The following is a 14,816-nucleotide window of genomic DNA, read 5'->3' on the forward strand; positions in this document are numbered from 1 at the left end:
GGTGTAGTCTGCCTTCGGGCAAACAAGGCGGGGAATGCTTCGGCTTCCCCGCTTTTTTATTGTGTGCAATGCTTCGGCCCGACTGTTGCGTGTTACACGATTCTGCAGATGAACGTTTGTAAAGCCTTGTTTCTTATCCTAAACTACTACTCGCTCCAATTGTTTCCGTATAGAAAGATCATGAAGCGACAACTTCCAGTAGTGCTATTGCTTGCGGCAGCCGCCGGCTACGTCCATGCGCAAAGCGACGTCTACCTGTGCGTCGACGAGAGCGGCAAGAAGGAATACAAGAACACCGGCACAACCAAGGGTTGCAAGAGAATCGACTTGCCGAGCCTGTCGATGGTGCCCGCGCCGGCAGCGGCGAAGAAACCCGCTGTGCAAACCGCCTCGGCAAAGTCGTCATCGTCGCCGTCCGATTTCCCCAAGGTGGACAGCGGAACCCAGAAGGCGCGCGACAGCGACCGCAAGCAGATATTGCTCGACGAAATGAAGGCGGAGGAACAGAAGCTTGCCGCGATGAAGAAGGAATTCAACGATGGTGAGCCGGAGCGTCGCGGGGATGAGCGCAATTATGCGAAATACCAGGAACGCGTCGCGTCCATGAAGGAAGACATCGGCCGCACCGAGAAAAATATCGAAGCGCTGAAGCGCGAGATCGGCAACTTGAAGTAAAGTTGGTATGACGCTTGCTTGGACAGGGCCGCGCAAGCGGCCTTGTTTTTTTGCGGCCTTGATTCCTGGACCTTCGTGAAAACATCATTGACATCTCTGGACGGACTGGACCTGCTGTCGTCGGCGGTCATCATCCTCGACGACGAGAGCCGCGTGACCTATGCGAACGCGGCGGCGGAGAACCTGCTGGAAAGCTCCTTCAAGACGCTGGCCAGCCGCAAGCTGGAGGAGCTGTTCCTCAATGGCGATGGCCTCGCCGAGATTTTCCGGGAAGCGGTCGAGCATCGCTTTGCCGACAAGCGGCTGGACCTGACCCTTGAGCGCATCGGCCGCGAGCCGCTGCAGGTACACGTGATCGTGACCGCGCTCGACAATCGCGACATGCCGGTGCTGATCGAGTTGCGCGAGAACGTGCAGCAGTTGAAGCTCGATCGCGAGGAACGACTGCTGGATCAAAGCCAGGCGAACAAGGAATTGATCCGCAACCTCGCGCATGAAATCAAGAATCCGCTGGGCGGCATTCGCGGTGCGGCGCAGTTGCTGGAGTTCGAGCTGCCCGAGCGGCAGCTGAAGGAGCTGCGCGAATACACGCAAGTCATCATCAAGGAGGCCGACCGCCTGCAGACGCTGGTTGACCGTTTGCTGGCGCCGCACCGGCGTCCGCATATCGTCGGCGACGTCAACATCCACGAAGTGTGCGAGCGCGTGCGCAGTCTGATCGTGGCGGAATTTCCGAACGGGCTGGCGATCAAACGCGATTACGATCTGTCGGTGCCTGAATTCCGCGGCGACAAGGAGCAGCTGATCCAGGCAGTATTGAACATTACGCACAATGCGGCGCAGGCACTGTCGGAGCGCATCGGGACGGGGGATGCATTGCTGACATTCCAGACGCGCGTTGCGCGCCAGGTGACGCTGGCGAAGGTTCGTTACAGGCTGGCACTGGATTTGCATATCATCGACAACGGACCGGGTATCCCGCCGGAGATTCAAGACCGCATTTTCTATCCGCTGGTATCGGGACGGGATGGCGGTAGCGGATTGGGATTGACGCTCGCGCAGACGTTCGTGCAACAGCACATGGGAGTGATCGAATGCGAGAGCCGACCGGGATATACCGACTTCCGGATATTGATACCACTGCCTTGACGGATGCCGTCGGACGTCCGTCGAGGCTGGCCGAAGTACCAATGCACTATCACGCAGGATGCAGACCAAAATATGAAGCCAATCTGGATTGTTGACGACGACGAATCGATTCGTTGGGTGCTTGAAAAAGCGCTCGCACGAGAAAACCTTGCCACCAAAAGCTTCTCCAACGCGCGCGATGCGATGGACGCGCTGCAGACCGGCACGCCGCAGGTCCTTGTCTCCGATATCCGCATGCCGGGCGAATCGGGGCTCGAGCTTCTGCAGACGGTAAAGGCTCGGTATCCCGGTCTGCCCGTCATCATCATCACCGCATTCTCCGATCTGGATTCGGCTGTCGCCGCATTCCAGGGCGGGGCTTTCGAATATCTCGCCAAGCCCTTCGACATCGACAAGGCGGTCGAGCTGATCCGGCGCGCGCTGGAAGAGAGCCTGCGCGAGGCCGACGTGGAACAAGCGTCCGCCGAAACGCCGGAGATACTCGGGCAGGCACCGGCAATGCAGGATGTGTTCCGCGCCATCGGTCGCCTGTCGCAATCGAACGTGACCGTGCTCATTACTGGTGAGTCAGGCACCGGTAAGGAGCTTGTGGCGCGCGCCTTGCACAAACATAGCCCACGCGCCGCACAGCCGTACATCGCGTTGAATACCGCGGCGATTCCGAAGGACTTGCTGGAGTCGGAACTGTTCGGCCACGAGCGCGGTGCATTCACCGGCGCGCAGGCGATGCGGCGCGGCCGCTTCGAGCAGGCGGAGAACGGCACGCTGTTCCTCGACGAGATCGGCGACATGCCGTTCGACTTGCAGACGCGTCTGTTGCGTGTTCTGTCGGATGGTCACTTTTATCGCGTCGGCGGCCATCAACCGCTGAAGGCAAATGTGCGCGTGATCGCGGCGACGCATCAGAATCTCGAGCAGCGCGTGCGCGAAGGGCTGTTCCGCGAAGACTTGTACCACCGCCTGAATGTCATCCGTCTGCGCCTGCCGAGCCTGCGCGAGCGGCGCGAAGACATTCCGCTGCTGACCCGGCATTTCCTTGCGCAGAGCGCGAAGCAGCTCGGGGTCGAAGTCAAGCGCATGTCGGACACCGCGATGCAGTTTCTCGTCAATCTCGACTTGCCCGGCAACGTGCGCCAGCTGGAAAACCTGTGCAACTGGATCACGGTGATGGCACCGGGGCAGACGGTGGAAGCCAAGGATCTTCCGCACGACCTGACGCACGGTCAGGAAACGGCGTCCGCACCGCAAGTCAGTGCAGCGACTTCCGCGCCGATCATCGTTGCGCCGCCGACTTTCTCTGCCCATGCGGATACGCCGGCGTCGAACGGCGCGTTCGAGAGCAATGGCCACGGTGCGGCCGCGATGACCTCTTTGCCGCTGCATGCCAACGGCGCGGGCGACCACAAGGCAAGCTGGATTGCCCTGCTGGAATCGGAAGCGGCGCAGATGCTTGCCGCCGGCCAGCCGGAGGTGATGGACGCACTGGGGCGCAAGTTCGAATCGGCACTGATCAAGACCGCGTTGAAGCATACCCACGGCCGCAAGAACGATGCCGCGATCCGTCTCGGCATCGGGCGCAATACCATCACGCGCAAGATTCATGAGCTGGGGATCGATGGCGCGAAGGATGAATGAGGCATCCCTGCGGCCTTGAGTCGGCTTATGTGATCATGATGTGATTACGCCGACTACGGAGGCCGACACGGGCTTCACCCGTCGGATCAGACATCGGACGATGGTCGCGGCTGCCGCGGCGGCCAGCAGATGCTTGATGGTATGGCCGCTGATGCCGCCAAAGAAGAGCATCAGTTCACGGTCGTGCAATTCGGCCGCTTTCGCCGCGACATACAGCGCAATGGCGATGCCGAATGCCAGCCGGTCTTCGCGGGGCGCGGGATGGATGGCCTGCCACAATGGGATGAGCAGCAGTGGCAGGCCTTGCAGCAGCAGGTAAGGCCGCAGGTCGCCGCTGCCATCGCTTCCGCTGAAATGCCACCATGCCACGCTCAAGACAGCCGCCAATGACAGCAGGATGATGCCGCTTGCGTCATCCGCACCGGGCTTCGTTTCGGCGCGTACTGCCGCCAGCAGTCCCGCGCATGCCAAGGCAATCGGCAGCCGGTCCCAGATCAGGCGGGAATTGTCGGGCTCCAGATGGTAGAAAGCGGAACCCGCCGCTGTCAGTATCAGCGCAATCAGGAACAATCGGTAGCCCGCCCAGCCGGACCTCAGCTGACAATGTCGCCGTGCGGGTGACAGCGCCAGCCATCCCCACACACCAACCAGGGCAAAAGCGGCGTTGGACAGTACATCTGCTGCACGCGCAATGCCGAACGCGATGCGCTGGTCGGCGAAATGATGATAGTCCTGCGGCTGGGAAATCGACCCGTGCAGCAACATCAGCAAAGCGGCAAGCAGGGTAAGGGTCGGGGGGAGGTGAACGAGGAAACGTTTCATGGCACATGGGCTGATTGAAAACGTTTGCAGCGTGCGGCATTGCGCTGGCGGTTGATACCTTGGTGTGGAAAGTGACGCGATCGTTACTCGGAGTATCGTTGCACGCAACCTGTGCGGGTCAGGTGGCTGCGCTGATCAGGAATTGCGTCTCGGATATCCTTCCGCCGTTATCCTTTCCCACACGCACTCTTTCTCCTCGTCGCTCATGAAGACCCATTGGGCCACTTCATCTACCGTGCGTCCGCAGCCGCGGCAGACTTCGTCGAAAGTCGTTGAGCAAACGGCAACACAGGGCGTGTCGGGACGGGTTGAACGGGAATTTTGCATAATGGTGCCTTTGAAAAGAGCAATGATAGGTCAATCAATGGTCAAACTCTACTATTACCCCGGGAACGCCAACCTTGCGCCGCACATGCTGCTGGAGGAGCTGGGCGTGCCGTACGAACTCGTGCTCGTCGATCGTGAGCAGAATGCGCAGCGCAGCCCCGAGTACCTGAAGCTGAATCCGAACGGGCGCGTGCCGACGCTGATCGATGGCGATCTCGTGCTGTATGAAGCGGCCGCGATCTGCCTGCATCTGGCGGACCGCCATCCCGAGGCGGGATTGGTGCCGCCGTTCGGTACTGCCGAGCGGGCCGGGTTCTACAAGTGGCTGATCTATCTCACCAATACGCTGCAGGCGGAATTACTCACGTATTTCTATCCCGAGCGGCTGACCGATGACGATGCCGCCACTGCGCAGGTCAAGTCACACGCGGAAGCGCGGGTCGGCACCATGCTCGATCTGATCGAGGCCGAGCTTGCGGCACATGACGGCCCGTATCTTCTTGGTGCGCGTTACAGTGCCGTCGATCCCTATTTGTTGATGCTGTCGCGCTGGACGCGGATGATGCAGCATCCGGCACGCGCGCGTCCCCACCTTGGCCGCTATCTGGAAAGGCTGATCGCCCGCCCGGCGATTCAGCGGACATTCGCAGCTGAAGGGCTGCTTGCGCCGCTATTCTGAATTGCCGGCCAGGCCGGCCTGGCGCAGCTTGCGCCACAGCGTCGTGCGGCTGATGCCAAGATGCCTGGCGGCGGCTTCGCGGTTGCCGTCGAAGCGTGCGAGTACCCGTTCCAGTGACTCCGCAGCCGGCGACGGACTCCGCGCGGGCGACGGCGCTGCCGAGGCATGCGTTCCGCCAGTCAGTTCCGGCGCGATCGCCATCACGAAGCTGGGAGACAAGGCCTGCAGCGGTTCGGCTGCGAGAAAGAGCGCAAGGCGTTCCATCAGATTGCGCACCTCGCGCACATTGCCGGGCCATGCATAGCTCTGCAATAGCGGCGCGCAGGCGACGACCTCGGCATGCAGGTTGGCATGGGGACGCGCACCGACCGAGGCGAGCGCGTTTTTGAGACACCATTCCGCCAGTGATATCAGATCGTCCGTCCGCTCGCGCAGCGGCGGCAGGGCAAGTCGCAATACGCCGAGCCGATAAAACAGGTCGGCGCGAAACCGGCCATCCTTCACGCGCTGGTCGAGATCGCAGTGCGTGGCGCTGATGATGCGCACATTCACCGGCACCGGACGCGTGCCGCCGACACGCACCACTTCGCGCTCTTCCAGCACGCGCAAGAGCCGCGTTTGCAAGGCAAGCGGCATTTCCCCGATTTCGTCCAGAAACAGCGTGCCGCGATTGGCGGCCTCGAACAGTCCCGCATGTCCGCCGCGCCGCGAGCCGGTGAATGCGCCTTCTTCGTAGCCGAACAGTTCGGATTCCAGCAGCGACTCGGCCACTGCGCCGCAGTTGATGGCGACGAAAGGCTGTCTTGCGCGCGTGCTTTCGCGATGGATGGCCTGCGCAGCAAGTTCCTTGCCGGTTCCTGTCTCGCCCTGTATCAGCACGGTGGCAGGCGATTTCGCAAATAGCACGATGGATTGCCGCACGGCCTGCATGACGGGCGACTCGCCGCGCAAGTCATTCACGCCGTGCTTGGCGCGGCGGGTGTCCGTGGCGGCGTGCGCCCGGTTGCCGCCCGATTCCAGGCGCGTGAAGCGGGCGATCTCCAGCGCGTCGTCAAAGGCCTGCCGGATCGATGCCGCCGAGTACACGAATACGCCGGCAAGGCCGGCTTCCTCAGCGAGGTCGGTGACCAGTCCGGCGCCGACAACGACCTTGATGCCGCCGGCCTTCAGTTCGCTGATCTGCGCCCTGGCATCTTCTTCCGTGACATAGGTCTGCTGCACAATCCGCAGCCCGAAGGTTGCCTGAAACTCGGCCAGTTCCGGCATGGTTTCCTGATATGTCACCAGCCCGATCTCGGGCGTGATCTTGCGCGCCCGGGCCAAAGCCTGCATCACGTCAAAACCGCTTGCCTTTGCGATGACGACCGGCACTGATAGCCGGCTCTTCAGATAGGCGGCATTGGAGCCGGCAGCGATCACCGCGTCGCAGCGTTCGGTCGCAAGGCGATCGCGGATGTGGCGCACGGCCTCTTCGAACCCGAGGTGAATCGGCTCGATGAGCGCGCGGTCGTCGAATTCCAGCGTGATGTCGCGGAAAAGATCGGACAGGCGTGAAATCGAGACGGTCCAGATGATTGGCCTGTCGGTGATGTCGGGAGGAGGGAGTTGCATCATGTTTCAAATTGGTGTTTCAGCGTTTCAAGTGTAACGTAAATTGAAACGCGCGAATGTGCTTGCGTAAATGTCAATTCATGTGGGAAGGGGAGCTTAACTGATTGATTCGGAAAGAGAATTTCCCAGTCGAAAAGCCGCCGGTGCGCGGCAGTCCTGGCGTGATGCAAGATGGCACGCTGATTGCACTAGGGATAGTTGACTTCGATTGTTGAAACATTTCGTCATTCTTAAGGTGAATCCATGAGTTTCCATTCCGCAGGCGCTGCATTCCGGCAAGCCGTCAAGGAAGAGTCGCCGCTGCAAGTGGTGGGCGCGATCAATGCCAACCATGCGCTGCTGGCAAAGCGCGCCGGTTTCAAGGCGATCTATCTGTCCGGTGGCGGCGTTGCCGCAGGTTCGCTGGGCTTGCCCGATCTGGGTATCTCCAATCTCGACGATGTGCTGACGGACGTGCGCCGGATTACCGACGTGTGCGACCTGCCCTTGCTGGTGGACGTGGATACCGGCTTCGGCGCGTCTGCCTTCAACGTGGCGCGTACCGTGAAGTCGATGATCAAGTTCGGCGCGGCGGCCATGCACATCGAGGACCAGGTCGGCGCGAAACGCTGCGGCCACCGCCCGGGCAAGGAAATCGTCGGCAAGCAGGAAATGGTCGATCGCATCAAGGCGGCAGTGGATGCACGCACCGACGAGAATTTCGTCATCATGGCGCGCACCGATGCGCTCGCGGTCGAGGGATTCGATGCCGCATTGGACCGCGCGATGGCGTGCGTCGAGGCCGGGGCCGACATGATCTTCCCGGAAGCGATCACCCAGCTCGATATGTATAAACGCTTCTCCGATGCGGTGAAGGTGCCGGTGCTGGCCAACATCACCGAGTTCGGCGCGACGCCGCTCTATACCGTTGACGAACTCAAGGGCGCCGGAGTGGGACTGGTGCTGTATCCCTTGTCTGCCTTTCGCGCCATGAACAAGGCGGCGGAAAACGTCTATACGGCAATCCGTCGCGACGGTACGCAGAAAGGGGTGGTCGATACCATGCAGACCCGCATGGAGCTGTACGAGCGCATCAACTATCACGATTTCGAACAGAAGCTGGATGCGCTTTTCGCGCAGCAGAAGGCGAAGTGAGCAGGGTGGGGCACGGTGTGCCCACTCTACCAATGATTCATCAGGAGATTCCATGAGCGAGCAACAGGCAGCAGGCTTCAAACCGAAAAAATCGGTCGCACTGTCCGGTGTGACGGCGGGCAATACCGCACTTTGCACGGTTGGCAGAACGGGCAACGATCTGCACTATCGCGGCTACGACATTCTCGATATCGCGACGACGTGCGAGTTCGAGGAAATCGCGCATTTGCTGGTGCACGGCAAGCTGCCGAATGCCGCTGAACTGAAAGCCTACAAGACCAAATTGAAAGCACTGCGCGGCCTGCCGGCGAACGTGAAAGCGGCGCTGGAATGGTTGCCGGCGGCATCCCATCCGATGGACGTGATGCGTACCGGCGTCTCCGCGCTCGGTTGCGTGCTGCCCGAGAAGGACGATCACAACACGCCAGGTGCACGCGATATCGCCGACCGCCTGATGGCCTCGCTCGGCTCGGTCCTGCTGTACTGGTATCACTACAGCCACAACGGCAAGCGCATCGAAGTCGAAACCGACGACGATTCCATCGGCGCGCATTTCCTGCATCTGCTGCATGGCGAGAAGCCGTCGGCGATGTGGGAGCGGGCGATGCACACTTCGCTGATCCTGTATGCCGAGCACGAATTCAACGCATCGACTTTCACCGGACGGGTGATTGCCGGCACGGGTTCCGACATGTATTCCGCGATCACCGGCGCGATCGGTGCATTGCGCGGTCCGAAGCACGGCGGCGCGAACGAAGTGGCGTTCGAAATCCAGAAGCGTTACGACAATCCCGATGAGGCGGAAGCCGACATCAAGAAGCGCGTCGAGAACAAGGAAGTCATCATCGGCTTCGGCCATCCGGTGTACACCGTTTCCGATCCTCGCAACAAGGTGATCAAGGAAGTGGCGCGCGAGCTGTCGAAGGATGCAGGTTCGAGCAAGATGTTCGACATCGCCGAGCGGCTCGAATCGGTGATGTGGGACATCAAGAAAATGTTCCCGAACCTCGACTGGTTCTCTGCCGTGTCGTATCACATGATGGGCGTACCGACCGCGATGTTCACGCCGCTGTTTGTGATCTCGCGTACCTCAGGCTGGGCTGCGCACATCATCGAGCAGCGCATCGACAACAAGATCATTCGTCCGAGCGCGAACTACGTCGGTCCGGAAGATTTGAAGTTTGTGCCGATCAACAAACGCAAGTAAAGAGTAGGGTGCGCCGTGCGCACCATTGCCCGCCATTGAACGGCGGTGCGCCGTGCGCACCCTACTCAACTACACGACTCCTTCCCCTTCAAGGGGAGGGAGCATCTGCAGAGCGAGCATCGCTTTGCTTAACAGATTTTTTTGCCGCCCATGAATACCGCAAACCGCAAACCCCTGCCGGGCACCCAACTGGATTACTTCGACGCGCGTGCCGCAGTCAATGCGATCCAGCCCGGTGCCTGGGACAAACTGCCGTACACCTCGCGCGTACATGCCGAAAACCTGGTGCGCCGCTGCGATCCCGCCATCCTCACGGAATGCCTGACCCAGATCGTCGAGCGCAAGCGCGAGCGTGACTTCCCGTGGTTCCCGGCGCGCGTGGTCTGCCACGACATCCTCGGCCAGACCGCGCTGGTCGACCTCGCCGGCCTGCGTGACGCCATTGCCGAACAAGGCGGCGACCCGGCCAAAGTCAACCCGGTCGTGCCGGTGCAACTGATCGTGGACCATTCGCTGGCCGTCGAGTGCGGCGGCTTTGACCCCGACGCCTTCGAGAAGAACCGCGCCATCGAGGATCGCCGCAACGAAGACCGCTTCCACTTCATCAACTGGACCAAACTCGCGTTCAAGAACGTCGAAGTGATCCCGCCGGGCAACGGCATCATGCATCAGATCAATCTGGAGCGCATGTCGCCGGTGATCCACGCGAAGGGCGGCGTGGCCTTCCCTGATACGCTGGTCGGCACCGACAGCCACACGCCGCACGTGGATGCACTGGGCGTGATCGCCGTCGGTGTTGGCGGCCTCGAAGCCGAGAACGTGATGCTGGGTCGCGCGTCCTGGATGCGCCTGCCCGATATCGTCGGCGTGGAACTCGCCGGCCGCCCGCAGCCGGGCATCACCGCAACCGACATCGTGCTGGCCTTGACCGAATTCCTGCGCAAGTCGAAGGTGGTCGGCGCCTATCTCGAGTTCTACGGCGAAGGCGCCGCCGCGCTGACCCTGGGTGACCGCGCGACCATCTCCAACATGGCACCCGAGTATGGTGCGACCGCTGCGATGTTCTCCATCGACCAGCAGACCATCGACTACCTGAAGCTTACCGGCCGTTCCGACGAGCAGGTCAAGTTGGTGGAGATCTACGCCAGGGAAGCTGGCCTGTGGTCGGACAGCTTGAAGAATGCCGAATACGAGCGCGTGCTCAAGTTCGATCTGTCCAGCGTCGTGCGTAACATGGCTGGTCCGTCCAACCCGCATGCGCGCGTGGCAACCGCCGATCTGGCCGCCAAGGGCATTGCCGGCAAGTGGGAAGAAGTCCCCGGCCAGATGCCGGACGGCGCCGTGATCATCGCGGCCATCACCAGTTGCACCAACACCAGCAACCCGCGCAACGTGATCGCCGCAGCCTTGTTGGCACGCAATGCCAACAAGCTGGGCCTGACCCGCAAGCCCTGGGTGAAATCCTCGCTGGCCCCCGGATCCAAGGCCGTAACGCTGTACCTGGAGGAAGCCGGTCTGATGGGCGACCTGGAAAAGCTCGGCTTCGGCGTGGTCGCCTACGCCTGCACCTCGTGCAATGGCATGTCCGGCGCGCTCGATCCGAAGATCCAGCAGGAAATCATTGACCGCGATCTGTACGCGACCGCTGTGCTTTCCGGCAACCGCAACTTCGACGGCCGCATCCACCCGTATGCGAAGCAGGCCTTCCTCGCCTCGCCGCCGCTGGTCGTGGCGTACGCGATCGCCGGCACCGTCCGCTTCGATATCGAAAAGGATGTGCTGACCGTGGTCGATGGCAAGGAAATCCGCTTGAAGGATATCTGGCCGACCGACGCGGAGATCGACGCCATCGTCAAGTCCAGCGTCAAGCCGGAGCAGTTCCGCAAGGTCTACGAACCGATGTTCGCGATTCAGGCGGATACCGGCGAAAAGGTCACCCCGCTGTACGACTGGCGTCCGCAGTCTACCTATATCCGTCGTCCGCCTTACTGGGAAGGCGCGCTGGCAGGTGAGCGCAGCTTGAAGGGCATGCGCCCGCTGGCCGTGCTGCCGGACAACATCACCACCGACCACCTGTCGCCGTCCAACGCCATCCTGCTTGATTCGGCCGCTGGCGAGTACCTGGCCAGGATGGGCTTGCCGGAAGAGGACTTCAACTCCTACGCCACGCACCGCGGCGACCACCTCACCGCCCAGCGTGCCACTTTCGCGAATCCGACGCTGAAGAACGAGATGGTGCGCAAGGAAGACGGTACGGTGAAGGCCGGTTCGCTGGCCCGTGTCGAACCTGAAGGCAAGGTCATGCGCATGTGGGAAGCCATCGAAACTTACATGGAGCGCAAGCAGCCGCTGATCATCATCGCCGGTGCCGACTACGGTCAGGGCTCGTCGCGTGACTGGGCTGCCAAGGGCGTGCGTCTGGCGGGAGTGGAAGCCATCGCGGCAGAAGGCTTCGAGCGCATCCACCGTACCAATCTGATCGGCATGGGCGTGTTGCCGCTGGAGTTCAAGCCGGGCGTCAACCGCCTGAGCTTGAACATCGACGGTAACGAGACCTTCGACGTGATCGGTGAACGCCAGCCGCGCGCGGATTTGATCCTCGTGATCCATCGCAAGAACGGCGAGCGCGTGGAGGTTCCGGTGACCTGCCGTCTCGATACGGCGGAAGAAGTGTCGATCTACGAAGCGGGCGGCGTGTTGCAGCGCTTTGCCCAGGATTTCCTCGAATCGGCGAAGACGGTTTAAACAGGTGCGTAGGGCGGGTCCCACCCGCCAAATGAACGATGCACGGCGGGTAGAACCCGCCCTACGCGTACCTTCCCTTTGAAGGGGAGGGAATATATTGCCCGACATCACCAAGACAACATTCCCATGAGCCATCCACCCCAGATCAAAATCCCCGCCACCTACATGCGTGGCGGCACCAGCAAAGGCGTGTTCTTCCGCCTGCAGGACTTGCCCGAAGCCGCACAAGTGCCGGGCGCGGCGCGTGATGCGCTGCTGCTGCGCGTCATCGGCAGCCCGGACCCATACGGCAAGCAGATTGACGGCATGGGCGGGGCGACCTCCAGCACCAGCAAGGCGGTCATCCTGTCCAGGAGCAGCAAACCCGATCACGACGTCGATTACCTGTTCGGCCAGGTATCCATCGACAAGGCATTTGTCGACTGGAGCGGCAACTGCGGCAACCTTTCCGCCGCTGTCGGGCCCTTCGCGATCAGCAACGGCTTGGTCAATGCCAGCCGCGCATTGGAAAACGGCGCGCAGAACGGCATGGCCACCGTGCGCATCTGGCAGGTGAACATCGGCAAGACCATCATCGCGCACGTGCCCATTACCAACGGCGCCGTGCAGGAAACCGGCGACTTCGAGCTCGACGGCGTCACTTTCCCCGCTGCCGAAGTGCAGCTCGAATTCATGGACCCGGCAGCCGAGGAGGAGGGTGCGGGCGGGTCAATGTTCCCGACCGGCAACCTGATCGACGATCTCGAGGTTCCCGGCGTCGGCACGCTCAAGGCCACCATGATCAATGCCGGTATCCCGACCATTTTCGTGAACGCGGACGCCATCGGTTACACGGGCACCGAGTTGCAGGACGCCATCAACAGCGACACCAAGGCTCTGACCATGTTCGAGACGATACGCGCCCATGGCGCGCTGCGCATGGGCCTCATCAAGCACATCGACGAAGCTGGCAAGCGCCAGCACACGCCGAAGGTCGCCTTTGTGGCGAAGCCGACCGATTACGTCTCTTCCAGCGGCAAGCCGGTGGAAGAGGGCGACATTGACCTGCTCGTGCGCGCGCTGTCCATGGGCAAGCTGCATCACGCCATGATGGGTACGGCAGCCGTCGCCATCGGCACCGCCGCCGCGATACCGGGCACGCTGGTGAACCTCGCGGCGGGCGGCGGTGCGCATAATGTACCTAAAGCGGCGGTGCGTTTCGGCCATCCCTCGGGCACCTTGCGGGTGGGCGCGGAAGCAACGCAGGTCAACGGCGAATGGAGCGTGAGCAAGGCCATCATGAGCCGCAGCGCGCGGGTCCTGATGGAAGGATGGGTACGCGTACCGGGCGACGCGTTCTGAGGAACAATGCTGCGGACGTTCGTGTCTCACCCGACATGAAATCCGCCAAGCGCCCCGACTGGGACAAGGTTCTGGTCGATATCGTCGATTACGTCCAAACGGTCGAGATCAAGTCCAGGCTCGCGTATGACACGGCGCGCAACTGCCTGATCGATACGCTGGGCTGCGGGCTCGAGGCATTGGAATATCCTGCATGCACCAAGCTGCTCGGACCGATCGTTCCAGGCACAGTCGTGCCGCACGGTGCAAAAGTGCCGGGAACGCAATTCCAGCTCGACCCGGTGCAGGCCGCCTTCAACATCGGCACGATGATCCGCTGGCTCGACTTCAATGACACCTGGCTCGCCGCCGAATGGGGCCATCCGTCGGACAACCTCGGCGGCATTCTCGCCGTGGCCGACTGGCTGTCGCGCAATGCCGTCGCCGCAGGCAAGAAACCGCTGACGATGAAAGACGTGCTGACCGGCATGATCAAGGCGCACGAAATCCAGGGGTGCATCGCGCTGGAAAATTCCTTCAACAAGGTCGGCCTCGACCACGTCGTGCTGGTGAAGGTGGCGTCGACCGCCGTCGTTGCGCAAATGCTCGGCTTGTCTCGCGACGAAATCCTCAACGCCGTCTCGCTGGCATGGGTCGATGGCCAATCGCTGCGCACCTATCGTCATGCGCCCAACACCGGTTCGCGCAAGTCGTGGGCGGCGGGTGACGCGACTTCGCGCGCGGTGCGTCTGGCGCTGATCGCGAAGACCGGCGAGATGGGTTATCCCTCGGTGCTGACGACGAAGACATGGGGCTTCTACGACGTGCTGTTCAAGGGCCGGCCCTTCGAGTTTCAGCGTCCGTACGGCAGCTATGTGATGGAAAACGTCTTGTTCAAGATTTCCTTCCCCGCCGAGTTCCATGCGCAGACCGCCGTCGAAGCAGCGATGCGCTTGCACAAGGAACTCGCGAAAACCGGCAAGTCAGCCGCCGACATCAAGACGATCACGATCCGCACCCACGAAGCCTGCATCCGCATCATCGACAAGAAAGGCCCGTTGAACAATCCGGCCGACCGCGATCACTGCATCCAGTACATGGTCGCCGTGCCGCTGATTTTCGGTCGACTGACCGCCGCTGACTACGAGGACGATATCGCCGCCGACAAGCGCGTCGATGCGCTGCGCGACAAGATCGTTTGCGTGGAAGATCCGGCATTCACCGTCGATTATCACGATCCGCAAAAACGCTCGATCGCCAACGCCTTGACGGTCGAACTGAGCGACGGCGAAGTGCTGCCCGAAGTCATGGTCGAATATCCGATCGGTCACGCGCGCCGCCGCAAGGAAGGCATTCCCTTGCTGGAAGCAAAGTTCAGGATCAACCTGGCCCGCCGCTTCCCGCTCAAGCAACAAAAGACGATTCTGGACGTGTCGCTCGACCAGAATGCACTGGAGGCAATGCCGGTTCACGAGTATGTCGACCTGTACGTCATCTGATCGTGTCTGGATG

The 14,816-nt window shown here is 61.5% G+C and carries 12 protein-coding genes; 9 read left to right on the forward strand and 3 right to left on the reverse strand.

The genetic code is table 11. The annotated features are described in order from the left end of the window. Positions 1-180 precede the first annotated feature (180 nt). The 3 genes from D3870_RS05770 to ntrC all read left to right on the forward strand — a co-directional run bounded on the left by D3870_RS05770 (position 181) and on the right by ntrC (position 3,459). A complete protein-coding gene (locus D3870_RS05770; protein ID WP_119737416.1) occupies positions 181-675 on the forward strand; it encodes a DUF4124 domain-containing protein in 495 nt (164 codons plus the stop codon). A gap of 75 nt (positions 676-750) precedes the next feature. Continuing rightward, on the forward strand, positions 751-1,824 hold the full coding sequence (gene glnL / locus D3870_RS05775; RefSeq protein WP_119741739.1) for a nitrogen regulation protein NR(II): 1,074 nt from the start codon (positions 751-753) through the stop codon (positions 1,822-1,824). 72 nt (positions 1,825-1,896) lie between these two features. Next, the gene (gene ntrC, locus D3870_RS05780; RefSeq protein ID WP_119737418.1) at positions 1,897-3,459 is read left to right on the forward strand and encodes a nitrogen regulation protein NR(I); all 1,563 of its coding nucleotides are present in this window, start codon (positions 1,897-1,899) and stop codon (positions 3,457-3,459) included. A gap of 33 nt (positions 3,460-3,492) precedes the next feature. On the opposite strand, the gene D3870_RS05785 is transcribed toward ntrC, so the two are convergent. Together D3870_RS05785 and D3870_RS05790 are read right to left on the reverse strand one after the other, a co-directional pair. Further along, complete coding sequence (locus D3870_RS05785; protein ID WP_147375718.1) at positions 3,493-4,281, reverse strand: hypothetical protein; 789 nt, start codon at positions 4,279-4,281, stop codon at positions 3,493-3,495. A 135-nt stretch (positions 4,282-4,416) separates the two neighbouring features. Further along, complete coding sequence (locus D3870_RS05790; protein WP_119737422.1) at positions 4,417-4,608, reverse strand: DUF1289 domain-containing protein; 192 nt, start codon at positions 4,606-4,608, stop codon at positions 4,417-4,419. 37 nt (positions 4,609-4,645) lie between these two features. On the opposite strand from D3870_RS05790, the gene D3870_RS05795 reads away from it, so the two are divergent. Then, positions 4,646-5,287, forward strand: a complete 642-nt coding sequence (locus D3870_RS05795; RefSeq protein ID WP_119737424.1) for a glutathione S-transferase family protein — start codon at positions 4,646-4,648, stop codon at positions 5,285-5,287. Here the strand turns inward: D3870_RS05795 and prpR are convergent. After that, positions 5,279-6,898: a propionate catabolism operon regulatory protein PrpR gene (gene prpR / locus D3870_RS05800; protein ID WP_242489876.1), complete on the reverse strand. Its 1,620-nt coding sequence runs from the start codon at positions 6,896-6,898 to the stop codon at positions 5,279-5,281. The genes D3870_RS05795 and prpR overlap by 9 nt on opposite strands. 243 nt (positions 6,899-7,141) lie before the next feature. Between prpR and prpB the strand changes: the two genes are divergently transcribed. From prpB to D3870_RS05825, 5 genes are all read left to right on the forward strand, one after another. Beyond that, positions 7,142-8,032 (forward strand): methylisocitrate lyase, encoded by an 891-nt coding sequence (gene prpB / locus D3870_RS05805; protein ID WP_119737428.1) that lies wholly within the window; start codon positions 7,142-7,144, stop codon positions 8,030-8,032. 52 nt (positions 8,033-8,084) lie between these two features. After that, positions 8,085-9,239, forward strand: coding sequence for a bifunctional 2-methylcitrate synthase/citrate synthase (gene prpC / locus D3870_RS05810; RefSeq protein WP_119737430.1), 1,155 nt, complete (start codon positions 8,085-8,087; stop codon positions 9,237-9,239). Between the two features lie 150 nt (positions 9,240-9,389). Continuing rightward, positions 9,390-11,984: a Fe/S-dependent 2-methylisocitrate dehydratase AcnD gene (acnD, locus tag D3870_RS05815; protein ID WP_119737432.1), complete on the forward strand. Its 2,595-nt coding sequence runs from the start codon at positions 9,390-9,392 to the stop codon at positions 11,982-11,984. A 126-nt stretch (positions 11,985-12,110) separates the two neighbouring features. Next, on the forward strand, positions 12,111-13,325 hold the full coding sequence (prpF, locus tag D3870_RS05820) for a 2-methylaconitate cis-trans isomerase PrpF (RefSeq protein WP_119737434.1): 1,215 nt from the start codon (positions 12,111-12,113) through the stop codon (positions 13,323-13,325). A gap of 35 nt (positions 13,326-13,360) precedes the next feature. Continuing rightward, positions 13,361-14,803 carry a bifunctional 2-methylcitrate dehydratase/aconitate hydratase gene (locus D3870_RS05825; protein ID WP_119737436.1) on the forward strand — a complete coding sequence of 481 codons (1,443 nt, stop codon included), beginning with the start codon at positions 13,361-13,363 and terminating at the stop codon, positions 14,801-14,803. Positions 14,804-14,816: the final 13 nt, after the last annotated feature.

Source organism: Noviherbaspirillum cavernae (genome assembly GCF_003590875.1).
GTDB lineage: Bacteria > Pseudomonadota > Gammaproteobacteria > Burkholderiales > Burkholderiaceae_D > Noviherbaspirillum > Noviherbaspirillum cavernae.